Genomic DNA, 23,020 nt, shown 5'->3' on the forward strand with positions numbered 1-23,020 from the left:
CGATGGCAGGCGCCGCACCGGCATTGCGATCACCAACAATGAAGGAGACGAGGGCCATGTCGACAGTCAGCGATCCGGCCAAGGCGGCCACCCTCGCCGACGAAAGCTTCATGTCGGCGGATGATCTGCGCTCCTACATGACCGAGCTGGAGATGGCCAAGGCCTCCAAGATGGCGGCGGGCATGGACAAGGCGGAGGAGGCACGAAAGAAACTCGTCGCCTCCCTGCAAGAAGAGATCGCGGTCACGCCCGCCAAGATCGCCGAGATCAAGCAGAGCCTCGCGACGAAGACGCGTGCGGCAGCCGAACGGGGCGAGCAGGAGGTCCTGGTCATGCGCTTCCCGAGCGCACTCTGCACGGACAAGGGCAGAGCGATCAACAATATGGAGCCGGATTGGCCAACAACCCTCACGGGCAGGCCACGGCAGGCCTATGAATTCTGGAAGGAGCACCTGCAGCCGGCAAAGTACAAGCTGCGCGCAATGATCATCGACTGGCCGGGAGGCTTGCCGGGGGATGTCGCCTTCTTCCTGAGCTGGTCCTGATGGCGGGGAGGGTTTGCCATGGAAGCGCACGCCGACGAGCCGCTGAACCGTAAGCGCTACGAACGAAAGCTCCGGGATCTGCACGCCGAGTTGGTGAAACTCCAGGAGTGGGTAAAGCACGCCGGCGCCAAGATCTGTATCGTCTTCGAGGGACGCGACGGCGCCGGAAAGGGTGGTGTCATCAAGGCGCTGACTGAACGCGTCAGTCCCAGAGTCTTCCGGGTGGTGGCTCTCCCCCCGCCGACCGAGCGCGAAAAATCGCAAATGTATATCCAGCGCTACCTGCCGCATCTGCCAGCGGCGGGTGAAATCGTGATCTTCGATCGCAGCTGGTACAATCGCGCCGGCGTCGAGCGGGTCATGGGCTTTTGCAGCGAAGAGCAGGTCACGAGCTTTCTCGCGGTCGTTCCAAGCGTCGAGAAAGCGATCGTCGAATCCGGCACGATCCTGCTGAAATACTGGCTTGAGGTCGGCCAGAAGGAACAGACCAAGCGCATGGAGGAGCGGATCAACGATCCACGAAAAATCTGGAAGCTGTCGCCGATGGATCTGAAATCCTACTCGCGATGGTACGATTACTCGCGCGCACGGGACGATATGTTCCAGAAGACCGACGCCGCCTGGGCGCGATGGCATGCCGTCCACTCCGACGACAAGCGCGCTGCACGCCTGAACATCATCTCGCACATCCTCGCCTCGATTCCCTACGAAGCGCCGCCCCGCGAGAAGATCAGGCTTCCGAAGAGACAGAAGTCGAACGGATACGAGGAGCCCGATTTCGCCAGGAACTGGGTGCCGGACCTGGCCTGAAGCTGCGCATTCCGAACGCTCGGTTGCGAGGATGGACATATGCCAGGCCGTCGATGCGATCAGCTTGCTTCACGCTATGCCGCCACACATTCAGGCGCTGATTTTACCCATCCAGACGCTCGTCTTTTGCGGCCACTGAAGCTTGCCTGATCCAGAGGCGTTTCATGGCCCGTCGCAAAAGCAGCTAGCGCAGGACGTAGTCGAGGACCGCAACGAGGAGGGCACGGTGCTTGATTGGTTCGTTCACCGCGTGTTGCGAGCGGCGGGCGTTGTCGCGGAATGGTTCCTGCCCGCCGGCCATCAGCAGTTTGGTCTCGTCCAATTGAGTGCAGCGCTTCTTCTCGTCACCGCAATTATCGCACTGGCGGCGTTCTGGCCGAAAATCCGTGCTGCCCGGCGCGATCGAGACAGCACGGACGATCGAGCCTGACCAGCGGATCGGACTCGCGCCCCGGAACTGCGCCTTTCGCGACTATCCGCTCTCCCGAGAGAGAGCGCTGTGCGGAGATGGCGCCCTGAATAGCCCCTAGATCTTGAGTCCCGAAGACCTTCACGGACCGGCTGAAGTGCCTTTGCATTCTTCGCGCAATGTCCGCTTCCTGGCGACAACCCAATGTCCGCAGTTGGCGCAATTTGACGCGAATCGATAGGCCGCCGTCCTCCGCTGTGGCCGCCGGCATTCAGATGTCTCGCTGCACAATTTGCGCTACTGGTTCGACGGCCCAGCTTCTTCCCAGAAGCCCACAAATTAATGAGACTGATCGCCATTAATACATTAGATTTATCTTCGACGATTGGTTGTTTGCTGGCTGGTGAACTGCGTGAAGGTTACGAAAGAGAAATCTGCTGAGAATCGGCTCGCTCTCATCAAAGCTGCGGCTAGCTTGTTTAGACAGCGGGGGATCGACGGAGTCGGGGTCGCTGATATCAGCAAGGCGGCCGAGCTGACGCATGGCGCCCTGTATGCGCAGTTCGAGTCGAAACAGGAATTGGCTGCTGCCGCACTGGATTATGCGCTGCAGGGCGCCAATGCGGCCATGGAGCAACTGGCCTCGGCCCCCCGTGGAGCGGCCCATGTCGTCGACTACTACCTTTCGCAAGACCATGTGACGAACATCGAAGGGGGCTGCGCAATGGCGGCTTCAGCCAGCGAAATCGCTCGGCAGGACGAGGCTGTTCGTGACCATTTCGCTCGGCGATTTGTGGAGCTTGCCGATACCGTAGCGAACAATTCTCAGAGCGGTGATGAGAAGCCCCGACGGGAGGACGCCTTCGCCGTTGTTTCTGCGATGATTGGCGCAGTAGCTGTGGCACGGGGCGTCAGAGACGTTGATCCGGAGCTCGCTAACCAGGTTCTAGACGCTATGAAGAGGCTGCTTGAACCACGCAGCAAATGATTGGGGGCCGACCGGCTTCAACGTCATCGAAGCGATCGTTGGCCGATGACAGCCCCCAAAGAGCGAACCTCCGCTATTTCCTTTGCCTGCTGAGGTAGAGAACCTTCGATGAGAAGTCGGCCCACTCGGGATGGCTGCGGCCGGGGAACTCGGCTTTTAGGCGCGCGCTATACTCTTCTGGCGTCGGGCACGCGGCGAAGGCCGCTTTCGCCTTCTCGAGGTATTCAATCGTCGAGCGGATGGCGGGGCGTTCCGTCGGCCGGCTGTGCCCGATGATAATTGTCTCATACCCCGTCAACCGATCGAGATCCTCGAGGACGCTGATCCAATGCTGGAAATGATTGGCGACCGTGAACGCGTGATCGTTCGGCGAGAACACCACGTCGAATGCAATCATCACCTTCTGATCAGGCAGAAGGGCCAGCAACTGCAAATCGTATTCGGCATCTACGATCCGCTTGAATTCGTATCTGACGCCATCGATCGTTTCTGACCCTTCAGCCAGGATATGCGTAGGTACCGTAGGGGATTTAGCAACGTCGGTGCTGAGCAGTTTGCTCATCAGCCCTAGCATGAGGTTTCCGCGCGCCTGAACCGCTTCCGCAACGCCGCTTAGCGCTTGAATGGTGCAATCTGGAAATCTTTTGCGAAGCGCCTCTAAGCCCGACCAGTGGTCTGGGTGGCCGTGCGATAGGATGATGCGCTCTACCGGCTTATCCAAACGTTGGATGTAGTCGGCAAACTCGTTCGCGTACGACAACAAGAGTTGGCCATCGAAGACAACGAGCTTGGTGGGGCCTTCAACAATGTGGGAGTTGACCGTCAAGCCGTCCGGCCCGCTGAGGTAGCTGTGGATCTTGATGGAGCCGAAATCGCGGGTGCTGATATCGCCGCGTTTTGCTTGCGCGCCCGCACCTGCGGCCTGGGCAACGCGAATGCTTGCCGCACTAACGCTGACGCCCGCAGCGATTGCCATCACTAAGTGTCGACGGTCGACCTCCAAGCTGGCTGAGATTTGGGATTTTCCAGAACCAGGCATCGGTAACCTCATTTGGCGTTTTGCGGAGCCCGAGGTCGATGACCTCTGTCGGCAATTTGAGATTGCGACTGCAATCAATAATTAATGAATGTGATCGCAATCAAAAAATGTCAACTCGTCGCTTGGTCGGATTGCTGTGCATCGCATGACCTGATGCGATCGGCAGGAGGCTCTCCATTGGGGATACTGGGCGGCCGGCCCGGATGAGAGTGGGAGCCTTGCGCTAGCTCAAATATGTCTGTAAGTCTCGACATATGGAAAACGAACAAGTCATCCTCTCTCTTGCGGCGCTGGCGCAGAGCACCCGCCTCGACGTCTTTCGGCTGCTGGTGACAGCAGAGCCGGGGGGCCTGCCTGCCGGCGAGATCGCCCGGCGCCTGGACGTGCCCCACAACACGATGTCGTCGCATCTCGGCATCCTCAGCCGGGCCGGGCTCGTCCGTTCCGAGCGCTTCAGCCGCTCGATCGTCTACCGCGCTGATCTCACCGCCCTGGCTTCGGTCGTCAGCTTCCTCATCACGGATTGCTGCGGCGGCCGCGCCGAGATCTGCGCGCCACTGTTGGCCGAATTCACCCCCTGTTGCCCTCCGAAGGTCACGACCGATGCCTGATCGCGTCCACAACGTGCTGTTTCTCTGCACCCACAACTCGGCCCGTTCGATCATGGCCGAGGCCCTGCTCAATCATCTCGGCGAAGGCCGCTTTTGCGCCTTCTCGGCCGGTAGCGAAGGCGGCGCCGGCCCAAAGCCGATGGCGCTGAAAGTGCTCGAGGCCGAGGGCATCCCGGTCACGGGGCTCTCTTCGAAGACCTGGGATGTGTTCGCAGCGCCAGGTGCCCCGGTCATGGACATTGTCATCACGGTTTGCGACCAGGCGGCCGGCGAAGCCTGCCCGCTTTGGCCGGGTCAACCGATTACTGCACATTGGGGGATTGAAGACCCCTCGAATGTGGAAGGCAGCGATATCGAGCGCGAGCGGGCCTTCGTGACGGCGCTGCGCTACCTGCGCAATCGCATCAATGTGTTGTTGTCGCTGCCAGTTGCCAGCCTTGACGAGATGGCGCTGGCGCAGCGTGTCCGGCAAATCGGATCGCTCGAAGGCACGACTGGCCGTCGCCCCGAGGTGGCGTGATGGACGTCATCATCTACCACAATCCGTCGTGCGGGACGTCGCGGAACACGCTCGGCCTGATCCGCAATGCAGGCGTCGAGCCGCATGTGATCGAGTACTTGAAAACGCCTCCGTCAAGGGCGCTGCTGCTGCAGCTCCTGGCCCGTGCTGAGCTGACGGTGCGAGACATCCTGCGGGAGAAGGGCACGCCCTTTGCCGAACTCGGCCTGAATGCCCCCGAACTATCTGACGATGCTTTGCTCGATGCCGTCGAGGCCCACCCAATTCTCATCAACCGGCCGCTCGTCGTCTCGCCAAAAGGTGTGAGGCTCTGTCGCCCCTCCGAGGCCGTGCTGCCCTTGTTGCCGCCGCAACTGGGCGAATTCCGCAAGGAAGACGGCGAACTCGTCATCGACGCCGCCGGTCACCCCGTCACTTCCGCCTGAGGCGCTAATGTCCACTTTCGAACGCTACCTCACCCTCTGGGTCGCCTTGTGCATCGTTGTTGGCATCGCGCTCGGCCATGTCATACCCGGTGTCTTTCAAGCCATCGGCGCGGCCGAGATTGCCAAGGTCAACCTGCCGGTCGCCGTGCTGATCTGGCTGATGGTCATTCCGATGCTGCTGAAGATCGACTTCACGGCGCTCGGGCAGGTCGGCCGGCATTGGCGCGGCATCGGCGTGACGCTCTTCATCAACTGGGCGGTGAAGCCATTCTCGATGGCGGCTTTGGGCTGGTTCTTCATCGCATGGCTGTTCCGGCCGTGGCTGCCGGCCGAGCAGATCAACAGCTATATCGCTGGGCTCATCATCCTGGCGACCGCGCCCTGCACGGCCATGGTCTTCGTCTGGTCGAACCTGACGAAAGGCGAGCCGCATTTCACCCTGAGCCAGGTTGCGCTCAATGACGCGATCATGGTCGTCGCCTTCGCACCGATCGTCGGCCTGCTGCTTGGCCTGTCGGCGATCACGGTGCCCTGGGGAACGCTGGTCCTCTCGGTCGTGCTCTACATCGTCATCCCGGTGATCGTCGCTCAGTTCCTCCGCAGCCGCGTTCGGGCGAGCGGCGGGCAGGCAGCGCTGGACCGCCTGCTCGGCCGGCTTGGTCCGGCCTCCCTCGTCGCACTCCTCGCGACGCTCGTGCTGCTCTTCGGCTTCCAGGGTGAGCAGATCCTGGCGCAGCCGATGGTGATCGCGCTCCTGGCCGTGCCGATCCTGATCCAGGTCTATTTCAACGCCGGCCTCGCTTATCTGCTGAACCGCATTGCCGGCGAGCAGCACTGCGTCGCCGGCCCCTCGGCTCTGATCGGCGCCTCGAACTTCTTCGAGCTCGCTGTGGCTGCCGCAATCAGCCTGTTCGGTTTCAACTCCGGTGCGGCGCTCGCGACCGTCGTCGGCGTGCTGATCGAAGTTCCCGTGATGCTGACCGTGGTGTGGATCGTGAACGGCTCAAAGAGCTGGTACGAGCGCGGGGCTACTCGGCCGGGAGCACGCCCGGCCGAGTAAATAGGTGCGATCAGGCTTTTGTGATTTTCCAGGTAGCAAGCTCGAGGAGAACAGCGGCGTCCCCGTCATCATTCCAGATGGAAGACTTCAAACCCCAGAAGAAACGGTGAACCTTCTTGCCGGAGTCCGCAGTATACTCATCATCCTTCCCGGTGCCGGTACGGACAACGACACGTTCTCCCTTCTTTACCGCCTTATCGGGGAACCAGAAGAAATGACGCAGCTTGTTCGAAATTTTGCCTTCGGCAGTAAATGTTGAATCGGCGATCGCGTACCTGCCAACGTCGCAATCATCCACGACTTCGAGCCAGACATATTCCTTGCTCGCATTGCCCTTTTCGTTGACCGAAAGAATCTTCAGTTTCACCATGCACCCCCCAGGTTGAGCAGCGGATATGGGGATAGTGAAGTGACGTTAGAAGATGCCAGCTGCATTTAACGGTGCGGGCATATTTCCGCGATCATGGAAATAAAGCTTGACCCACTGCCAAGCCAAGCTCATGCTATTTCCATGAACATCGAATTAGCCGCTACTCAGCTTGAGGCCTTGGGCAATGCGACGCGCCTTGAGCTCTACCGGGTACTGGTTCGCGCCGGTCACAGCGGGCTCCCTGTCAATCAGGTGCAGGAGCGTCTGGGCATTCCAGCCTCGACCCTCTCGCACCACATGCAGCGCCTCGTGCAGAACGGGCTGGTCTCGCAAGAGCGCCAGGCCACCACCCTAATCTGCCGGGCGGTTTATCCCGCCATGGCCGCCCTTGTGGGCTTCCTCGCGGATGAGTGCTGCGCTGACGAAGCGTGCGCTACCTCCAATCAGGCGGCATAGCCGCCCTTTTATTTGCCCACTAATTCCATCCTTCTAGAAGAATTGGAGATACGATCATGATGGAGCTACCGATTTCCGTCATCGGCGCTGGGCCGGTCGGCCTCGCCGCCGCTGCCAATCTCGTTGCACGCGGCCTTTCCGTGAAAGTCTACGAAGCCGGCGCTGCGGCTGGCGCGAGCATCAGCGATTGGGGCCATGTTCGGCTGTTCTCGCCCTGGGCTTACAACGTCGATCCGGCAGCACGATCGTTGCTGGAAAAGGCGGGATGGCAGGCTCCCGATGAGGCGGCCTATCCAACCGGCAGCGACCTCGTCAGCGCCTATCTTGCTCCGCTATCGCAAACGCCCGAGCTGGCGCCGGCGATCGAGTATGGCGCACGCGTCAAGGCGATCGGGCGGCGCGGCGTCGACAAGGTCGTCAGCCGTGACCGCGAGCTACGCCCCTTCCAACTGACGATCGTCGACCGTGCCGGCCGTGTCCGCCGCGAGCTCGCGCGGGCGGTGATCGACGCCTCGGGAACATGGACGTCGCCAAACCCGCTCGGGGCGGGTGGCGTGGCCGCCGAAGGCGAGGAAGCCTATGCCAGCCGGATCGCCTACAACATTCCCGACGTCCTCGGCCGTGACCGCGCGACCCATGGCGGGCGGACCACGGTCGTCGTCGGCGCCGGCCACTCTGCAGCGAATGTGCTGCTCGACCTGGCCGAGCTCGCCACCACCGAACCCGCCACCAGGGCGATCTGGCTGACGCGCAGCACCAACCTGTCCCGTGTCTATGGCGGCGGCGCCAACGACCAGCTCGCGGCCCGCGGCGATCTCGGCCAGAGGCTGCGGCAGCTCGTCGAAGCTGGCAGCATCGAGCTCGTCACCAGTTTCGCGGCCACTGCGGTGGGGGAGGTGAATGGCCAGCTCGCACTCGACGGCGAAACGCCTGACGGTCTGCGCTCAATTTCCGCTATCGATCGGATCGTGGTTTGCACGGGCCAGCGGCCTGACCTCTCCTTGACCCGCGAGCTGCGCATCGAGCTCGATCCCTGGCTGGAGAGCGCCAAGGCACTGGGGCCGATGATCGATCCGAACCTGCATTCCTGCGGCTCGGTGCCTCCGCACGGCCATCGCGAGCTGTCCCATCCCGAGCCCGGCTTCTATACCGTCGGCATCAAGAGCTATGGCCGCGCGCCCACCTTCCTGATGCTGACGGGCTATGAGCAGGTCCGTTCGGTGGTTGCTGCAATCGCTGGCGACGTGGCTGCGGCTGACGATGTCCAGCTCGTTTTGCCTGAAACCGGCGTATGCACGGCCGCACCTGAAAGCACTGGTGGTTGCTGTGGCGGTCCGGCTCCGAGCAGCGAGGATGCCTGCTGCGCTGACGACGCATCCGCCAAGGCACAGGGCAAGGCTGGCTGCGGCTGTGGTAGCACGTCCAAGATCGACGAGACCGCTCACGCCCAATGACGAAACCTGTCCGCTCGGAAACCAGCCCGGTCCCCAATGCGGGGATCGGGCTCATCCTTGCCCTCGGCGTCACCCAGGTCGCCGGCTATGGCGCGCTGTACTACGCGTTCGCCGTCCTTGCGCCTGAGATGACCAAAAGCTTCGGCTGGGTGCCTGAATGGACCTATGGCGGCTTCGCCGTTGGACTGCTCGCCGGGGGGCTGGCTGCGCCGTTCGCGGGGCGCCTGATCGACAAGTATGGCACACGTTGGATGATGAGCATCGGTAGCGTGCTGGCGAGCCTGTCGCTCTTTGCTCTGTCCAAAGCAGAGGGGCTGATCAGCTACTACGCGGCGATGATCGTGCTGGAGGTCGTGTCGACGCTTGTTCTGTACGATGCCGCCTTCACGGCTCTCACTCAGGCCCATGGCGCGAGCGCCAGGCGCGCCATCAGCAAGTTGACGCTGATCGGTGGCTTCGCCTCGACCTTGTTCTGGCCCCTCACGACCGCATTGCTGGCGCAGGCGGACTGGCGCGCGATCTATCAGATCTATGCCCTAGGGTACCTGCTTTTGGCTCTGCCACTGCACGCTTTGCTGTTGCCTCGCGGCGCATCGTGGCATGCCGCCAAGCCCGCTCAATCGACCGTGGCGACAACTGGTGACAGCTACCTCGTCGGCTCCGCACGCCAACGCGCCTTCGTCCTGCTGGCGGTGGCCTTCTCGCTGCAGGGCTTCGTCGTCTCGGCCATGTCCGTGCATATGCTGACGCTCCTGCAGGGCTTCGGCTTCAGCGCGGCGCTGGCAGTCACGTTCGGAGCCATGGTCGGCCCATCGCAAGTGACCGGGCGCCTCATCGAGATGCTGTTCGGCACCAATGTGCCTCCAGTGACCACGGCATGGGTCTCCGGCGCCCTCATGCCGCTCGGGTTCGCACTGCTGGTCTTCGGCGGCGGGACGGCTGCCCTGGCTGGGCTATTTGCGATCGCCTACGGCGTCAGCATGGGCCTGAGTTCGATCGTGCGTGGCACAGTCCCGCTCCAGCTCTTCGGCCCCGCGGGCTATGGGGCGATGCTCGGCAAGCTGTCAGCGCCGGGGCTCGCAATCCGCGCTGCAGCGCCGCTCGCATTCACCGTGATGATGGAACGTGCCGGGCTTTCAGCCAGTGCCGCAGTGCTGGTCGCACTCTCCGGTATCGCCGCCTTGGCTCTGCTCCTACTTGCCCGAGCGGCTACAGCAGACGGCTAGGCGACTGCGCTGGCCTTTGCGAGCACAGGGCAGTTTGGAGCTTGGAGCTAACTCCAATCAACAGAGTTCCGTTGTCCGCTCCCGGGCAGCATGCCAATGTCGGCTCCTGGCGCATTAAGCCGCTCAAGGCTTGGGCCTATGCACCTGCTACGCAGAAACCGCCTCGCCTGCCGCCTCCTCGCTGTCCATGTCCTTCATGTCCTCGAAGCGATCGGCGATGCGCGGATGGAGGCGGCCGCCATCGGATGCGCCGATCGCCACCAGGATCTCGTCCGGTCCCGGCGCGTCGGCGATCTGGAAGGTCGCGGTGATGAAGTGCGAGCGTTTGCCGGTCTCGCTCTTGTGGATCATCGGCAGGGAGATCAGGGCGCCAGGAGCGGTACGGGTGTTGGTGAAACTCAGGAAAGCGGTGCCCGAGACGGCCTCGCGGAAGACGTTGCCGAAGCGCAGCGTGTGAATCAAAGCGGAAGCGTGCTCGATCTCACCGCCGACGCCGACGATCGCTGCCTTGCCATAGGCCTCGACGCGGTCTCCCGGCATCGCCGCCACAAGCCTGCGCGTCATCTCCAGGCCCAGCGGGCGGGCGATCCGCAGGATTTCCGGGCGCAGGTTCTCGACGAAGCCCTGGCCGGCCCAGGGGTTCTTCACCACGGCGGCGACGACGACCATGGTGACCGGCCGCGACGCGGCCTTGCCGCCCTCGAGCATGGTCTCTTCCGTGAAGGTCGCGATCTTGCGCAGCCCGATATCCATGCTCGCCTCCGGCGTTTGAAATGTCGTCGCTGGCCAAGCTAGTTGCCGGTGCGTGCCTGTCTTCCTCCGGTTGCTAGGAAGAACTGGCGGAGCAATGCTGCGAGCCTGCGCAGTTCATCAGCCAGGATCAGACGCGATGCTCGACCCGGTTTCCCAGATCGCTTCGCTGCGCGATGTTGCCAGCCGGATCAATTCCGGCTCCGACCTCGACGGTCTGCTGCTCGACCTGGTCAAGGTCGCCTGCGAGCATGGCGGCTGGACGATGGGCTCGATCATGGCGGTCGACCTGACGCACGGCCACGCCAACGTGGTCGCGCGGCACGATCCGACCTTGCTACGCCGGCGTCTCGAGGATCGCTGGGAGCTCGCGACGAGCCCGGCGCTGCTCGCTTTGCGGACCGGCGAGCCGGTCTACATCGAGGACGCTAGGACATCCGAAGAGTTCCCCGGATATCGGCGCGAGGCATTCGAGCGCGACTACCGCTCCGTCATCGTCCTGCCGCTCGGCAGCGCCGATGCACAGGGGCGCCCGATGGTGCTGAGCCTGGTCTGCCGGGCGCTGAAACCCGTGCCCTCCGAGGATCTCGCCTTCATGGCGATGATCGCGCACCTCGGCACCATTGCGGTCGAGCGTGAGCACCGCCTGCAGGCCGCACGTGCGGTCGCGGTGGATTTGCGTCACGCATTGGTGGCGCAAAGCGACCTGCTGCAAGAGGTTCTGGCCGGTGGCTCGATCGAAGCCCTAGCGGAGCGCCTCGGCGAATTCCTGCAATGTGCCGTTCTGGTGATCGATTTCTCCGCGAACACGCTCGTCGCCAACGGCTCCCCCGTGCCGGAGGTGCTCGACGCCGCGGCCTGGCGTAAGCTGCTCGCCGAGGGCGAGGCTGACCGGCTGATCGCGCAGCTCAGACAAGGCGTCGCGCGCGTGGAGGCAGGCCGGATCGAACTGCCCATCGCCTATGGCGGGCGCATGCTGCGGCTCACGGCAGCGATCGAGCCGCTCGCTGTCGAGGCGGAAAAGGTCGGCGCTCTCGTGCTGTTCGGCCAGGAGCAGGGCGGCGATCTGCGGCGGCTGACCGTCGACAGCGCTAAATTTGCCTTGAGCGTGCAGATGATGCGCAGCGTGATCCGCTTCCGTTTCGAGACGCGGACGCTGACGGAGCTGTTCTTCGAGATAGTCGAGCGGCGCTGGCGCGATCCTGACGACATCCTGCGCCGGGCGCGCCATCTCGGCGTCTCGCTGTCCCGGCCACTGCGGATGATCGTGGTGGACCTGCCCGCTGCCGCCCATGGCGAGCGTGACCGTACGCAGCAGGCGCATCAGAGTGTCGCGCGCCTTGCCAGCCAGTTCGGTCTGGGCTGCCACATCGTCGCTGTCGGCGCCGGGCTCGTCTGCCTCGAGCCGGAACAGGAAGGGCCGCGGCGCGAAGCCTCCGAACGCTTTGCCAAGCGCATCGCCGATGTCCTGCGCCATGATCTTCAAGGCGAGCCGATCGTAGTGATCGGCGGGCTGTGCCAGGAACTCGACGACTATGCCGGCGAGTGGGAGCGGGTCTGGCGCATGGTGCGTATCGCACGTGGCTTCAAGCGGACCGGCGTGCTCTCGGCGCTCGATTTCGGGCCGTTGCCGATGCTGATCGGCGCGGCCGATGCGGCCGAGGTGCGCCGGTTCGTGGACGGCAGCATCGGGCGCGTTGCGACCCATGACCGGGAGCATGGCACGCCCTATCTCGACACGCTCGCCACCTATCTGCGCCATGGCTGCCGCAGCCAGGCCTGTGCCGATGCCATGGGCCTGCACGTCACCACGCTGCGCTATCGTTTGACGCGGATAAAGGAGCTGTTCGGCATCGATCCCGAACCGCCCGATACGCGCTTCGCTTTGGAACTGGCGCTCAAGATGCACGGCCTCATCGAGGGAGCGACGCCCGAGGCCTGAACGAAATCGCGGAAAATTTCCCGAACGGTTCCTTTATTTCATAGGAAGCGTGCGGGCTGTCGCCTTCATAGCCTGACTCCGAAGTGGCGCAGGCCATCGGAGGACCAGCCATGCTGGCGACAGCACCCCAGGAGCCGGTTTCGATCGATCCCGTCGCGTTGCGCCGGGCCTTCGGCACCTTCCCGACCGGCGTCACCGTGATCACGACCCGCGATGCCGAAGGCCGGCCGCGCGGCATGACGGCGAACTCCTTCACCTCGGTCTCGCTCGACCCGCCGCTGCTGCTGGTCTGCGTCGGCAAGGGCGCCTCAAGCTATCCCGCCTTCGCGGAAGGGCAGGCCTTCGCCGTCAACCTGCTTCATGAAGGGCAGAAGGCGGTCTCCGGGCTGTTCGCCTCGAAAGCGACCGACAAGTTCACCGACACGCCGCATGACAGCGTCCATACCGGCGCGCCGGTCCTGGCCGATTGCCTGAGCTGGTTCGATTGCACGGTGCACAACCGTGTCGAAGCAGGCGACCACCTCATCCTGATTGGCCGGGTCAGGGCCTTCGGCACGAGCCCGTCCGCCCCGCTCGCCTTCTGCCGTGGACGCTATGCGGCCGTTAAGGACCCGCTGCCGCCTGGTTGGCTCGCCTCCAGCAGCATGATCGTCAACTATCTGGTCGAGAGCGACGGAAGGCTCCTGCTCTGCCGCAACGAGGATGGCGGCTGGGCGCTGCCGCACGCGGCACGCCGGATCGTCGATGGTCGGCTGCCGGTTCCCGGCGGCGAAGGGCTGCCGCTGCTGCCGGAAACGACCTTCCTCTACTCGGTCTTCGACATCGCCGACGGCGACCCCGGCCATCTGGTCTACCGGGCGCGGCTCGCAGGCGACGCTGCCGGCCTGGCATTGCCGGACGGGGTGCGCTTCTTCGCCTTCGACGAATTGCCCTACGAGCAGATCCTCACCCGCGAAACCCGCACGATGCTGCGCCGCTATGTCAGCGAAAGCAGCCGGCGGCGCTTTGGAATCTACGTCGATTCCCATGATGGCGGGCGCTTTGCGATGGTCGAGGACACGCAGCCCTGGGACGGGGTACCGCAACAATGGGAGCGCGGTGGCGCAGCATGAAGACGACGGTCCAGACCCTCCAGGGCTCGCGCATCGGGCATTTCATCGATGGCGCTTTCGTCGCGCCGCAAGGCGGCGTCTATGCGCCGAGCTACGACCCGACCACGGCGGAGCCGTGGTACGAGTTCGCGCAGGGCGATGCGCGTGATGTCGATGCGGCGGTGCGCTCGGCGAAGGCGGCGCTGCTCAACCCGGCCTGGCGGCGGCTGACGCAGACCGACCGCGGCAAGCTGGTGCGCCGGCTCGGCGAGCTGGTGCTCGCTCATGCCGAGGAGCTGGCTCAGCTCGAATGCCGCGACAACGGCAAGTTGATCAAGGAAATGCGCGCCCAGATGCGGGCGATCCCGGATTCCTACGGCTATTTTGCCGGCATGGCCGACAAGCTCCAGGGCGATACGATCCCGGTCAACAAGCTCGACACGCTCAACTTCAACCTGCGTGAGCCGATCGGCGTAGTCGGGATGATCATCCCGTGGAACTCGCCGCTGATGATGCTGACCGGCACGCTGGCGCCGTGCCTGGCCATCGGCAACACGATTGTGGTCAAGCCCTCCGAGCACGCGACAGCCTCGGCGCTGGCGCTGGCGGAACTCGTCATCGAAGCCGGCATCCCGGCCGGTGTCGTAAACGTCGTCACCGGCGACGGCGCGACCACGGGCGATGCGCTGACACGCCATCCCGGCATCGCCAAATACGTCTTCACCGGCTCGACCGACACCGGCCGCAAGATCGCCGGCAATGCCGCGGGCAATCTCGTACCCTGCCAGATGGAGCTCGGCGGCAAGTCGCCCCATGTCGTTTTTTCCGATGTCGACATCGAGCGCGCGGTCAACGGCGTCGTCTCCGGCATCTTCGCCGCTGCGGGCCAGACCTGCGTCGCCGGCTCGCGCTGCTTCGTCGAGGCGCCGGTCTACGAGCGCTTCGTCGAGGCGCTGGTCGAACGCACCAGGCGGGTCAAGGTCGGGCATCCGATGGCCGAGGACACCGATATCGGGCCGCTGGCGCTGGCGGCGCAGCTCGAGAAGGTCGAGCACTTCGTCGGCTCCGGCGTGCGCGAGGGTGCGCGGGTCGCCGTCGGCGGGCGCAAGCCGCAGGACGAGGCCTTGGCACGCGGCTGGTACTACGAGCCGACGGTGCTGGCCGAGGCGCGCAACGAGATGAGCTTCATGCGCCATGAGATCTTCGGTCCGGTGGTCGGAGTCGTGCCCTTCTCCAGCGAGGAAGAGATGATCGCGCTGGCCAACGACACCGAATACGGCCTCGCCTCCGGCATCTGGACGCGCGACATCGATCGCGCGATGCGCTTCGCCCGCAATGTCGAGGCGGGCACCGTCTGGATCAACACCTACCGCTCGGCCGCCTTCATGTCCGCCAATGGCGGCACGAAGAAGAGCGGTTATGGCCGCCGCGGCGGCTTCGAGGTCATGCGCGAATTCTCGCGGCTGAAGAACGTCGTCATCGACTACTCGGGCGCCATGCAGGACCCGTTCGTCATCCGGCTGCGCTGACGCGCTGTCCCACTCGCTCCACGGAGGCACCCATGAAATTCGCTCTCTCGATCAATATGGAGCGTTTCTCGCCGAAGACGTCGATGCAGGACGCCATGTCTCAGATGCGGGCGCTCGCCCGCGTCGCGGATGAAGGCGGCTTCGAGACGCTGTGGACGGCCGAGCATCACACGATCGAGTGCACGATCTCGCCCAACCCCTTCCAGACGCTGACCTGGCTGGCCCAGCATACAGACCGCATCAGGCTGGGCACGGCGACGCTGGTGGCGCCCTATTGGTCGCCGATCCGGCTAGCCGGCGAAGCAGCTCTCTGCGACCACCTCACCGGCGGGCGCCTCGAATTCGGCATCGCGCGCGGCGCCTATCAATACGAGTTCGACCGCATGGCTGGCGGCATGCCTCAGCAGGAGGGCGTCGCCTATATGAAGGAGCTCGTGCCGGCAGTGCAGAAGCTCTGGGCCGGCGACTATGCGCATGAAGGCCAGTACTGGCAGTTTCCGCTCGCGACCTCCGTGCCGAAGCCGCTGCAGAGCCCCCATCCGCGCATTTGGGTGGCGGCGCGCGATCCCGGCACCTTTGACTGGGCGGTCGGCATCGGCGCCAATATCCTCTCAACGCCGCTCTCCGCGCCGGTGGCCGAGATCGGCGTTCTCGCGGAGAAGTTCCGCAAGGCCTGCGCCGACCATCCCGGGCGCCCGCGGCCGAAATTCATGATGCAGCGCCGGTCCTGCGTCTACGAGCGCTCGCAGGATTGGGAGCAGGTTGTCCGCTACAGCGTCGACTACGGCCGCTATTTCGAGAACCTGATGCAGAACATCGGCACAGTGACCAACGGCTTCCCAAAGGCGGTGCCGTTCGAGACCGTCGCCAATCGCGGCAATTACGATCCGCGCGCCATCCGCGACAATCTCGTCTTCGGCACGCCCGACGAGGTCATCCCGAAGCTCGAGGTCTATGAGGCGGCCGGCGTCGACCAGTTCTGCCTCGGCCTGTCGTATAATCTGCCCTTCGAGCTGCAGATGAAGACGCTGAGGCTGTTCATCGACGAGGTGATGCCGCATTTCGCCACCCGCGAGCGCGAAGCGGCCAAACCTCGCTTTGCCGCCGCAGGAGCATGACGGGCATGGCTGGTCTCGCCGCCGCAGTGACCGAGCCGGATATCGCCGCGACCTTCGTCCGCGACGGTGTCGCGCTGAATTACCGGCTGAGCGGGCAGGGGCCCCGACCGCTCGTGCTGGTGCATGGTGTCGGCTCCTATCGCGAAGCCTGGGACGGGGTGATCGCGCGGCTCTCCGACCGCTTCCGGATGTTGAGCTTTGACCTGCGCGGCCATGGCCATTCGGAGCGCGTCAGGGGGCGCTACGAGATCGACGACTTCACCGGGGACGTGCTCGGCCTCGCCGATCATGTCGGTTTCTCTAGCTTCGATCTCGCGGGCTTCTCACTCGGCGGTCTGATCGCGCAGCGCCTCGCCTTGACCCATCCCGAGCGGCTGCGGCGGCTGGTGCTGCTCTCGACCGTATCCGGCCGGACGCCGGAGGAGCGCGAGCGCGTGCTCGCCAGGCTCGCGGCGCTCAAGGCCGGCGATCGCGGCTCGCATTACGACGCCTCGCTGTCGCGCTGGCTGACCGAGGAATTCCAGGAACGCAATCCCAAGCTGATCGCGGAATTGCGCCGCCGTAACGCTGAGAACGACCCGGATTGTTATGCCGCAGCCTATCGCGTGCTGGCGGAAGCCGACTTCGGCGGGCTGATCGACCAGATCCGTCTGCCGACGCTGATCGCCACAGGCGAGCACGATCAGGGTTCGAACCCGCGCATGTCACGCTTCATGCATGAACGCATTGCTGGCTCGCGCCTGCACATCCTGCCGGGGCTGCGCCATTCCCTGCTGAACGAGGCGCCCGACCGCGTCGCGGCGCTGATGAATGAGTTTCTCACGGAGGGCACGGCGTGATCGTCGAGGAGCGCATTTACCGCATCCGCAACGGACGGATGAACCGCTATCTCCAGCTTGTGCGCGAGGAGGGGCTCGCCATCCAGCAGCCCATTCTTGGGCAGCTTGTCGGCTACTTCACAACCGAGATCGGGGTGCTGAGCCAGGTCACGCATCTCTGGGCCTATGCCGATCTCGAAGACCGTCGTGCGCGGCGCCAGCAACTCGCCGACGATCCACGCTGGCAGGCCTTCCTGCCCAAACTGGTCGAGAACATCGAGCAGGCCGAGAACCGCATTCTGCTGCCGACGGATTTTTCGCCGCTGCGCTGAGCGCAGCACGCGCGGGTCACAAGGCGCAATCGCCGCCCCGCGCGATCACACGAGGAGGATTGCAGTGAGCGAGAGGCTGCGTATCGAGAACCTCTATAAGGTTTTCGCCAAGGACCCGGCGCCTGCCCTGCAGATCCTGCGCAAGGGCGGCACGAAGGACAGCGTCTTCGAGACGCTCGGCCATGTCGTCGGCCTGGACGACGTCTCGCTCGCCGTGCCCTCGGGCGCCATGTACATGGTGATGGGGCTGTCGGGCTCCGGCAAATCCACCCTGGCGCGCTGCATCAACCGGCTGAACGAGCCCAGCGCCGGCCGCATCCTGCTCGACGGCCAGGATCTCGTGCCACTCGACGAGAAGGCGCTGCGCGAGGTCAGGCGCACGCGCATCTCGATGGTGTTCCAGCATTTCGCGCTGCTGCCGAACAAGCGCGTGATCGACAATGTCGAGTTCGGTTTGAAGCTGCGCGGCGTCGCGCCGGCCGAGCGCCGCCGCCGTGCCGAGGAGGTACTCTCGGTCGTCGGGCTCGGGCGCTGGGGCTATCACCTGCCGCATGAGCTATCGGGCGGCATGCGTCAGCGCGTCGGCCTGGCGCGCGCACTGGCGACCGATGCCGACATCCTGATCATGGACGAGGCCTTCAGCGCGCTCGATCCGTTGATCCGCACCGAGATGCAGGATGAACTGCTGCGCCTGCAGCGCACGCTCAACAAGACCATCCTGTTCATCACCCATGATTTCCAGGAAGCGCTGAAGCTCGGCACCCGCATCGCGATCATGTCCGAGGGGCGGCTGGTGCGCGAGGGAACGCCGCAGTCGATCGTGCTCGAGCCGGGCAGCGACTATGTCGCGGCCTTCACCCGCGAGGTCGATCGGGCGCGCCTGTTCGACGCGCGCTCGGTGATGAAGATGCCGGCGGTGCTCTGGCGCGGGCCGGCCGGCATCGTCGTTGGCGGACCGGACGGTGGCTTCCTGCTCGATCAGCAGGAGCAGGTCGTTGCAGGGCTGGACGGTGCCGAGATCGCCCGCCTGCAGGAGACCGGGACGCTGCCGGCCGGGCAGGCCGCCCCGATCTGCGTGCCGGAGGCCGCCAAGCTCATCGATGTCGCCCGCAGCTACCGTGCCGACCGGGCGGTCGGTGTGATCGACGATGCCGGCCGGCTCGTCGGCCTGCTCGGCGCCGAGCAAATCCTTGCCCGCATCGCCAACGTGCCGGCTCAGGAGCGCGAGTCATGATCAAAGCCGACGATCTCGCCATCTTCCCGGTCGACCAGTGGATCCAGGAGGGGGTGCGTTGGCTCGCGCTGAACCTGCGTCCGCTCTTCCAGGCGATCAAATGGCCGGTCGAGAGCCTGCTCGGCTTCAACGACTGGGTGCTGCACGCCATCCCGTTCCCAGCGATGCTGCTGCTGATCGGCTTGATCGCCTGGCGCAGCGCCGGTGTGGGCGTCGCGCTCTTCAGCGTCGTCTCGCTGGTCGTGATCGCCATGCTCGGCGTCTGGGCCGAGGCGATGACGACCCTGTCGCTGATCGCGACGGCGATTGTCTTCTGCGCCGCGATTGGCATTCCGATCGGCATTTTCTGTGCGCGCAGTGACCGGGTCTGGAACGTGGTCCGCCCGATCCTAGACATCATGCAGACGACGCCGACCTTTGTTTATCTCGTGCCGGTGGTGATGCTCTTCGGCGTCGGGACGGTGCCTGGCGAGGTCGCGGTCGTCACGGCGGCCGCACCGCCCCTGATCCGCTTCACCAATCTCGGCATCCGAATGGTCGAGCACGAGATCGTCGAGGCCGGCCTCGCCTTCGGCGCCGACCGGCGCCAGCTGCTCTGGGAAATCCAGCTGCCGCTTGCGATCCCGACCATCCTCGGCGGTCTCAACCAGACCGTGCTGACCGCGATGGTGATGTCGGTCGTGGTCGCGATGATCGGCGCCGAGGGCCTCGGCCTCGTCGTGCTCCAGGGGCTGGGGCGGCTCGATGTCGGCCGCGCCGCGGTCGGCGGCATCGCCATCGTCCTGCTGGCGATGATGCTGGACCGGATCACGCAGAAGCTCGCCGAAGCCAAGAGCGGCCAGCGCCCGTCGCTGTTCCAGCTCGTCCTGCGCTTCCTGCGCGGCGGGCGGCGCGAGGAGATCGCCGCCCTGCCGCCGGGCGAGGTCACCCGGCAGGGCGCATAGACGCCTGACCAGCGGCGCAAGGCATCCCGCTGGTCAGGCGGGTGGGAACAACAAGAAGAGATAATCAAAGAGGAGAACGCGATGATCAGCCTGTCAGCCAAGACCCTCGTCAAGACATTTGCCGCGGCCGCGCTCGCCGCCGCCACCCTGCAAGGCTCTGCCGTGGCCCAGGCCCTGCCGGGCAAGGGCAAGACCGTGCGTTACGCCCAGAGCGACAGCCTCGGCGCCAATTACGTCACTGCCCAGATCGTCAGCCGAGCGCTGAAGGAGCTCGGCTATGAGGTGAAGATCTCGACCCTGAATACGACGCTGTTCTTCCAGGCCGCGGCGCAGGGGGACCTTGATCTCGCGACCGACGTCAACATGCCCCAGCGTGAGCCGGCTTTCCGCGCTGTCGAGAAGCAGGCGGAGCTCATCGGCAACGGCATGATCGTCGGCGGCGGCGTCAACGGCTACCTGATCGACAAGAAGACCGCGACGGCACACAACATCACCAGCCTCGCCCAGATGAAGGATCCCAAGCTCGCTGCCTTGTTCGGCAAGGACGGGCGGGCCGATCTGATCAATTGCGATCCCGGCTGGAGCTGCGGCGACGTCGTCGATTTCCAGCTCGACAAGTTCGGCCTGAAGGACGCGGTGCGCTCGGTGCGCGGCAAGTACGAGACGCTGATGGTCGAGGCCGTGGCGCGAGTGAAGCGGGGCGAGCCGGCCTTCTTTTACGCCTGGAGCCCGTCCTGGGTGAACAACGCGCTGATCCCGGGCGAAGACGTCGTCTGGCTGCCGACACCCGAGGACGCGCTGCCGCCGAACGTACCCAATCGCGGCTCCGCTCAGGTCTCGGGCGTCAAGGGCTGCGCCGGCGGGGCCGACCCCTGCCGCATGGCGATGGCGTCCTGGAACTGGGCTTCCGTCGCCAACAAGCAGTTCGTCGCCGCCAACCCGGCCGTCAAGGCGCTGATCGAGCAGATGAAATTTCCGCTGCCGACCTGGTCGGCCTGGGAATTCAGCATCAACAAGAACGGAGCGAGCAGCGCTAACGTCAACCGCATGGCCGAGGAGTGGATCAGCCAGAACAAGGCGACGTTCGATGGCTGGGTGAAGAGCGGCAGGGACGCCGTCTGAAAAGGTTCGATGGAAAGCCGGCACAGGAGGTCGGCTTTCCTTTTCGCGGTCGAGTGGTGATTTCTTGCTCGCAGGCAGCTTGAATTCTGTTCCATGTCATTGGAACGTTAGCCATTGTTTCTGGCCTGTCTTCAAGTAACAGTCTGCCTTTGAGGTTCACAAAAAAGCGGATCGTTGCCGTTTGTCTGAGAGGTCAATCTCAGCTTCAATCCAGTTACAAAGTCGATATTGTATATATGCTCATGTAATATTAGTGCTGAGTCGGAGAATGATGCAACAGAAAGAAATATTATGAAATGTGGCTCGTTCACGCATTTGTAAAAATCAATTATTTTTCCAAAATTTGCTATTGTATGCTTTATTTCAGATTCAAATTCTGATTTCATATTTGAGATTTTTACTTCAATCATAATTAGATCTCGATAACCAAGTAGTGAGTAATTGATTTTTGTATGATACCCTTCGATAATATTTAATAATTCTAATTTACGATGTCTTCGCAGCGTTGCTGATGGGGATAGGCAGACTCGATCTGAAATATCAATGTTTAAACTGCGAGCATTGTTTGACAATTCGCGGAGTATTGCTAAGTCAAAGTTGTCAATATTATTATTTACGGCGTCGATTGAATTTTTTATGATTTTCATCGTGCGCCGCCGTTCAGATGCCGCCGAGGTGTAGCGTCTTCATCTCGAGGAATTCCTCGATCCCGTGGTGCGAGCCTTCGCGCCCCAATCCGGACTCCTTGATTCCGCCAAAGGGGGCGGTCGTCGTAGAGACCGAGCCTGCATTGATCCCGACCATGCCGAATTCCAGCGCCTCGGCCACCCGGAAGGCGCGCGAGATGTCCCGGGTGTACAGATAGGACGCCAGGCCGAACGGTGTGTCATTCGACATCGCGATGGCCTCGTCATCGCTCGCAAATCGAAAGAGCGGGGCGACGGGGCCGAAGGTCTCCTCTCGAGCGATCTTCATCTCGACCGTTGCATCCCTAAGCACCGTCGGCTCGTAGTACAGGCCGGAGCGGAGCCTGCCGCCGACGACAACCTCGGCACCAAGCGCGGTCGCGTCATCGACATGCTGCCGAATTTTGTCGATGGCAGCTTGGTTGATCATTGGACCGATGGTCGTCCCTTCGGCCAGGCCGTCACCGACGACCAATTTCGATGCGGCAGCGGCGAGCTTTTCGGAGAAGGCGTCATAGACACCATCCTGAACGAGGATGCGATTGGCGCAGACGCAGGTCTGGCCGCCATTGCGAAACTTGCTCGCCATCACGCCAGAGACCGCCGCGTCGAGATCGGCATCGTCGAAGATCAGGAAGGGCGCATTGCCGCCCAGCTCGAGGCCGACGCGCTTCACGGTCGCTGCGCATTGCTCCATGAGGATCTTGCCGACGCGGGTCGATCCCGTGAAGGTCAGCTTGCGCACGATCGGGCTCTTCGTCAGCGCGCCGCCGATGTCTGCCGGCCGCCCGGTCAGGATGTTGATGACGCCTTTGGGAATGCCTGCGCGCTGCGCCAGAACGCCTAGGGCAAGAGCGGAGAAGGGCGTGGCCTCGGCGGGCTTGATCACGATCGTGCAGCCGGCGGCCAGGGCGGGTGCCGCCTTGCGGGTGATCATGGCATTGGGGAAATTCCACGGCGTGATCGCCGCCACGACGCCAATCGGATGCTTCTGGACGATGATCCGTCCGTCAGCGGCTGCGGCCGGGATCGTCTCGCCATAGACGCGGCGTGCCTCTTCTCCGAACCACTTCACGAACGACGCCCCGTAGGTGATTTCCCCGCGAGCCTCGGCGAGGGGCTTGCCCTGTTCCAAGGTCATGATGCGGGCGAGGTCCTCGCTGTTCTCGATCATGAGGTCGAACCAGCGCTCGAGCAGCGCGCCGCGCTCACCAGCGGTCTTCTTGCGCCAGCCCTGAAACGCGCGCTCTGCCGCGGCGATGGCGTTGTTCGTCTCCTGCGCGCCGCACTCGGGAACATGCCCAATGACATCGCCAGTGGCGGGATTGTCTACCGGGAAGGTCGCGGAATTGCCGGCCCCGACCCAGCGGCCATCGATGTAACAGAGCTCGGTGAATAGCGACGCGTCTTTCAAATGGCGAGCGAGGGTCATGGCCTTCTCCAATGTTGCCGCGATCATCGCTCACCCGCCGCAGCGGATTCCGCTGAAGCAGTAGCCAACGTCGATAAGAACGGCTGAAGGCGCCTATCGATCTGTTTAT

General features: G+C 63.7%; 25 protein-coding genes. 20 read left to right on the plus strand and 5 right to left on the minus strand.

Features of this window, described 5'->3' with window-relative positions; all coding sequences use genetic code 11:
- Positions 1-56 precede the first annotated feature (56 nt).
- The 4 genes from AC3WLC_RS29690 (at position 57) to AC3WLC_RS29705 (ending at position 2,752) form a co-directional block, all read left to right on the plus strand.
- Positions 57-545: a hypothetical protein gene (locus AC3WLC_RS29690; protein WP_493687559.1), complete on the plus strand. Its 489-nt coding sequence runs from the start codon at positions 57-59 to the stop codon at positions 543-545.
- Positions 546-563: 18 nt separating this feature from the next.
- Complete coding sequence (gene ppk2 / locus AC3WLC_RS29695; protein WP_493687497.1) at positions 564-1,355, plus strand: polyphosphate kinase 2; 792 nt, start codon at positions 564-566, stop codon at positions 1,353-1,355.
- Between the two features lie 142 nt (positions 1,356-1,497).
- Positions 1,498-1,785, plus strand: a complete 288-nt coding sequence (locus AC3WLC_RS29700) for a hypothetical protein (protein WP_493687498.1) — start codon at positions 1,498-1,500, stop codon at positions 1,783-1,785.
- A gap of 391 nt (positions 1,786-2,176) precedes the next feature.
- Entirely contained in the window at positions 2,177-2,752 is a 576-nt protein-coding gene (locus tag AC3WLC_RS29705; protein ID WP_493687499.1) for a TetR/AcrR family transcriptional regulator, read from the plus strand.
- 73 nt (positions 2,753-2,825) lie between these two features.
- On the opposite strand, the gene AC3WLC_RS29710 is transcribed toward AC3WLC_RS29705, so the two are convergent.
- The gene (locus AC3WLC_RS29710) at positions 2,826-3,791 is read right to left on the minus strand and encodes an MBL fold metallo-hydrolase (RefSeq protein ID WP_493687500.1); all 966 of its coding nucleotides are present in this window, start codon (positions 3,789-3,791) and stop codon (positions 2,826-2,828) included.
- A 254-nt stretch (positions 3,792-4,045) separates the two neighbouring features.
- Between AC3WLC_RS29710 and AC3WLC_RS29715 the strand changes: the two genes are divergently transcribed.
- From AC3WLC_RS29715 to arsB, 4 genes are read left to right on the plus strand one after another with little or no spacing between them, the layout of a single operon-like run.
- Complete coding sequence (locus AC3WLC_RS29715; protein WP_493687501.1) at positions 4,046-4,402, plus strand: ArsR/SmtB family transcription factor; 357 nt, start codon at positions 4,046-4,048, stop codon at positions 4,400-4,402.
- A complete protein-coding gene (locus tag AC3WLC_RS29720; protein WP_493687502.1) occupies positions 4,395-4,922 on the plus strand; it encodes an arsenate reductase ArsC in 528 nt (175 codons plus the stop codon). The genes AC3WLC_RS29715 and AC3WLC_RS29720 overlap by 8 nt, the downstream gene beginning before the upstream one ends.
- Positions 4,922-5,347 (plus strand): arsenate reductase (glutaredoxin), encoded by a 426-nt coding sequence (gene arsC, locus AC3WLC_RS29725; protein ID WP_493687503.1) that lies wholly within the window; start codon positions 4,922-4,924, stop codon positions 5,345-5,347. The genes AC3WLC_RS29720 and arsC overlap by 1 nt, the downstream gene beginning before the upstream one ends.
- 7 nt (positions 5,348-5,354) lie before the next feature.
- Positions 5,355-6,407, plus strand: coding sequence for an ACR3 family arsenite efflux transporter (gene arsB / locus AC3WLC_RS29730; protein WP_493687504.1), 1,053 nt, complete (start codon positions 5,355-5,357; stop codon positions 6,405-6,407).
- A 10-nt stretch (positions 6,408-6,417) separates the two neighbouring features.
- Here arsB and AC3WLC_RS29735 read toward each other — a convergent pair whose 3' ends face one another.
- Complete coding sequence (locus AC3WLC_RS29735) at positions 6,418-6,777, minus strand: lamin tail domain-containing protein (RefSeq protein WP_493687505.1); 360 nt, start codon at positions 6,775-6,777, stop codon at positions 6,418-6,420.
- Positions 6,778-6,918: 141 nt separating this feature from the next.
- Here AC3WLC_RS29735 and AC3WLC_RS29740 point away from each other — a divergent pair, with 141 nt between their 5' ends.
- From AC3WLC_RS29740 to AC3WLC_RS29750, 3 genes are read left to right on the plus strand one after another with little or no spacing between them, the layout of a single operon-like run.
- Positions 6,919-7,233, plus strand: coding sequence for an ArsR/SmtB family transcription factor (locus AC3WLC_RS29740; RefSeq protein ID WP_493687506.1), 315 nt, complete (start codon positions 6,919-6,921; stop codon positions 7,231-7,233).
- 56 nt (positions 7,234-7,289) lie between these two features.
- Positions 7,290-8,687 carry an FAD-dependent oxidoreductase gene (locus AC3WLC_RS29745; protein ID WP_493687507.1) on the plus strand — a complete coding sequence of 466 codons (1,398 nt, stop codon included), beginning with the start codon at positions 7,290-7,292 and terminating at the stop codon, positions 8,685-8,687.
- A complete protein-coding gene (locus tag AC3WLC_RS29750) occupies positions 8,684-9,913 on the plus strand; it encodes an MFS transporter (protein ID WP_493687508.1) in 1,230 nt (409 codons plus the stop codon). Before AC3WLC_RS29745 ends, AC3WLC_RS29750 begins: the two co-directional genes overlap by 4 nt.
- Before the next feature lie 147 nt (positions 9,914-10,060).
- Here the strand turns inward: AC3WLC_RS29750 and AC3WLC_RS29755 are convergent, their stop codons facing one another.
- Entirely contained in the window at positions 10,061-10,666 is a 606-nt protein-coding gene (locus tag AC3WLC_RS29755) for an amino acid synthesis family protein (RefSeq protein WP_493687509.1), read from the minus strand.
- A 136-nt stretch (positions 10,667-10,802) separates the two neighbouring features.
- Between AC3WLC_RS29755 and AC3WLC_RS29760 the strand changes: the two genes are divergently transcribed.
- The 9 genes from AC3WLC_RS29760 to proX all read left to right on the plus strand — a co-directional run bounded on the left by AC3WLC_RS29760 (position 10,803) and on the right by proX (position 20,793).
- On the plus strand, positions 10,803-12,605 hold the full coding sequence (locus AC3WLC_RS29760) for a helix-turn-helix domain-containing protein (protein WP_493687510.1): 1,803 nt from the start codon (positions 10,803-10,805) through the stop codon (positions 12,603-12,605).
- Between the two features lie 110 nt (positions 12,606-12,715).
- On the plus strand, positions 12,716-13,717 hold the full coding sequence (locus AC3WLC_RS29765) for a flavin reductase (protein WP_493687511.1): 1,002 nt from the start codon (positions 12,716-12,718) through the stop codon (positions 13,715-13,717).
- The gene (locus AC3WLC_RS29770; RefSeq protein WP_493687512.1) at positions 13,714-15,225 is read left to right on the plus strand and encodes an aldehyde dehydrogenase; all 1,512 of its coding nucleotides are present in this window, start codon (positions 13,714-13,716) and stop codon (positions 15,223-15,225) included. The genes AC3WLC_RS29765 and AC3WLC_RS29770 overlap by 4 nt, the downstream gene beginning before the upstream one ends.
- 32 nt (positions 15,226-15,257) lie before the next feature.
- Positions 15,258-16,343 (plus strand): LLM class flavin-dependent oxidoreductase, encoded by a 1,086-nt coding sequence (locus AC3WLC_RS29775; RefSeq protein WP_493687513.1) that lies wholly within the window; start codon positions 15,258-15,260, stop codon positions 16,341-16,343.
- Positions 16,344-16,348: 5 nt separating this feature from the next.
- Positions 16,349-17,182, plus strand: a complete 834-nt coding sequence (locus AC3WLC_RS29780) for an alpha/beta fold hydrolase (protein ID WP_493687514.1) — start codon at positions 16,349-16,351, stop codon at positions 17,180-17,182.
- Positions 17,179-17,493: an NIPSNAP family protein gene (locus AC3WLC_RS29785; RefSeq protein ID WP_493687515.1), complete on the plus strand. Its 315-nt coding sequence runs from the start codon at positions 17,179-17,181 to the stop codon at positions 17,491-17,493. The genes AC3WLC_RS29780 and AC3WLC_RS29785 overlap by 4 nt, the downstream gene beginning before the upstream one ends.
- A 64-nt stretch (positions 17,494-17,557) precedes the next feature.
- On the plus strand, positions 17,558-18,727 hold the full coding sequence (locus tag AC3WLC_RS29790; RefSeq protein ID WP_493687516.1) for a quaternary amine ABC transporter ATP-binding protein: 1,170 nt from the start codon (positions 17,558-17,560) through the stop codon (positions 18,725-18,727).
- On the plus strand, positions 18,724-19,671 hold the full coding sequence (locus AC3WLC_RS29795) for an ABC transporter permease (protein ID WP_493687517.1): 948 nt from the start codon (positions 18,724-18,726) through the stop codon (positions 19,669-19,671). The genes AC3WLC_RS29790 and AC3WLC_RS29795 overlap by 4 nt, the downstream gene beginning before the upstream one ends.
- 81 nt (positions 19,672-19,752) lie before the next feature.
- Positions 19,753-20,793: a glycine betaine/L-proline ABC transporter substrate-binding protein ProX gene (gene proX, locus AC3WLC_RS29800; protein ID WP_493687518.1), complete on the plus strand. Its 1,041-nt coding sequence runs from the start codon at positions 19,753-19,755 to the stop codon at positions 20,791-20,793.
- Between the two features lie 131 nt (positions 20,794-20,924).
- Here the strand turns inward: proX and AC3WLC_RS29805 are convergent, their stop codons facing one another.
- The gene (locus tag AC3WLC_RS29805) at positions 20,925-21,440 is read right to left on the minus strand and encodes an Lrp/AsnC family transcriptional regulator (protein WP_493687519.1); all 516 of its coding nucleotides are present in this window, start codon (positions 21,438-21,440) and stop codon (positions 20,925-20,927) included.
- A gap of 13 nt (positions 21,441-21,453) precedes the next feature.
- Entirely contained in the window at positions 21,454-22,911 is a 1,458-nt protein-coding gene (locus tag AC3WLC_RS29810) for an NAD-dependent succinate-semialdehyde dehydrogenase (protein WP_493687520.1), read from the minus strand.
- Positions 22,912-23,020 lie beyond the last annotated feature (109 nt).

It is taken from the genome of Allobosea sp. GW821-FHT03A12 (genome assembly GCF_058986765.1).

Excerpts from the sequence above, each read along its gene's own strand:
- AC3WLC_RS29690 (WP_493687559.1), top strand. The coding sequence starts at position 57 with ATGTCGACAGTCAGCGATCCGGCCAAGGCGGCCACCCTCGCCGACGAA.
- ppk2 (WP_493687497.1), top strand. The coding sequence starts at position 564 with ATGGAAGCGCACGCCGACGAGCCGCTGAACCGTAAGCGCTACGAACGA.
- AC3WLC_RS29710 (WP_493687500.1), bottom strand. The coding sequence starts at position 3,791 with ATGCCTGGTTCTGGAAAATCCCAAATCTCAGCCAGCTTGGAGGTCGAC.
- AC3WLC_RS29715 (WP_493687501.1), top strand. The coding sequence starts at position 4,046 with ATGGAAAACGAACAAGTCATCCTCTCTCTTGCGGCGCTGGCGCAGAGC.
- AC3WLC_RS29720 (WP_493687502.1), top strand. The coding sequence starts at position 4,395 with ATGCCTGATCGCGTCCACAACGTGCTGTTTCTCTGCACCCACAACTCG.
- arsC (WP_493687503.1), top strand. The coding sequence starts at position 4,922 with ATGGACGTCATCATCTACCACAATCCGTCGTGCGGGACGTCGCGGAAC.
- arsB (WP_493687504.1), top strand. The coding sequence starts at position 5,355 with ATGTCCACTTTCGAACGCTACCTCACCCTCTGGGTCGCCTTGTGCATC.
- AC3WLC_RS29735 (WP_493687505.1), bottom strand. The coding sequence starts at position 6,777 with ATGGTGAAACTGAAGATTCTTTCGGTCAACGAAAAGGGCAATGCGAGC.
- AC3WLC_RS29740 (WP_493687506.1), top strand. The coding sequence starts at position 6,919 with ATGAACATCGAATTAGCCGCTACTCAGCTTGAGGCCTTGGGCAATGCG.
- AC3WLC_RS29745 (WP_493687507.1), top strand. The coding sequence starts at position 7,290 with ATGATGGAGCTACCGATTTCCGTCATCGGCGCTGGGCCGGTCGGCCTC.
- AC3WLC_RS29750 (WP_493687508.1), top strand. The coding sequence starts at position 8,684 with ATGACGAAACCTGTCCGCTCGGAAACCAGCCCGGTCCCCAATGCGGGG.
- AC3WLC_RS29755 (WP_493687509.1), bottom strand. The coding sequence starts at position 10,666 with ATGGATATCGGGCTGCGCAAGATCGCGACCTTCACGGAAGAGACCATG.
- AC3WLC_RS29760 (WP_493687510.1), top strand. The coding sequence starts at position 10,803 with ATGCTCGACCCGGTTTCCCAGATCGCTTCGCTGCGCGATGTTGCCAGC.
- AC3WLC_RS29765 (WP_493687511.1), top strand. The coding sequence starts at position 12,716 with ATGCTGGCGACAGCACCCCAGGAGCCGGTTTCGATCGATCCCGTCGCG.
- AC3WLC_RS29770 (WP_493687512.1), top strand. The coding sequence starts at position 13,714 with ATGAAGACGACGGTCCAGACCCTCCAGGGCTCGCGCATCGGGCATTTC.
- AC3WLC_RS29775 (WP_493687513.1), top strand. The coding sequence starts at position 15,258 with ATGAAATTCGCTCTCTCGATCAATATGGAGCGTTTCTCGCCGAAGACG.
- AC3WLC_RS29780 (WP_493687514.1), top strand. The coding sequence starts at position 16,349 with ATGGCTGGTCTCGCCGCCGCAGTGACCGAGCCGGATATCGCCGCGACC.
- AC3WLC_RS29795 (WP_493687517.1), top strand. The coding sequence starts at position 18,724 with ATGATCAAAGCCGACGATCTCGCCATCTTCCCGGTCGACCAGTGGATC.
- proX (WP_493687518.1), top strand. The coding sequence starts at position 19,753 with ATGATCAGCCTGTCAGCCAAGACCCTCGTCAAGACATTTGCCGCGGCC.
- AC3WLC_RS29805 (WP_493687519.1), bottom strand. The coding sequence starts at position 21,440 with ATGAAAATCATAAAAAATTCAATCGACGCCGTAAATAATAATATTGAC.
- AC3WLC_RS29810 (WP_493687520.1), bottom strand. The coding sequence starts at position 22,911 with ATGACCCTCGCTCGCCATTTGAAAGACGCGTCGCTATTCACCGAGCTC.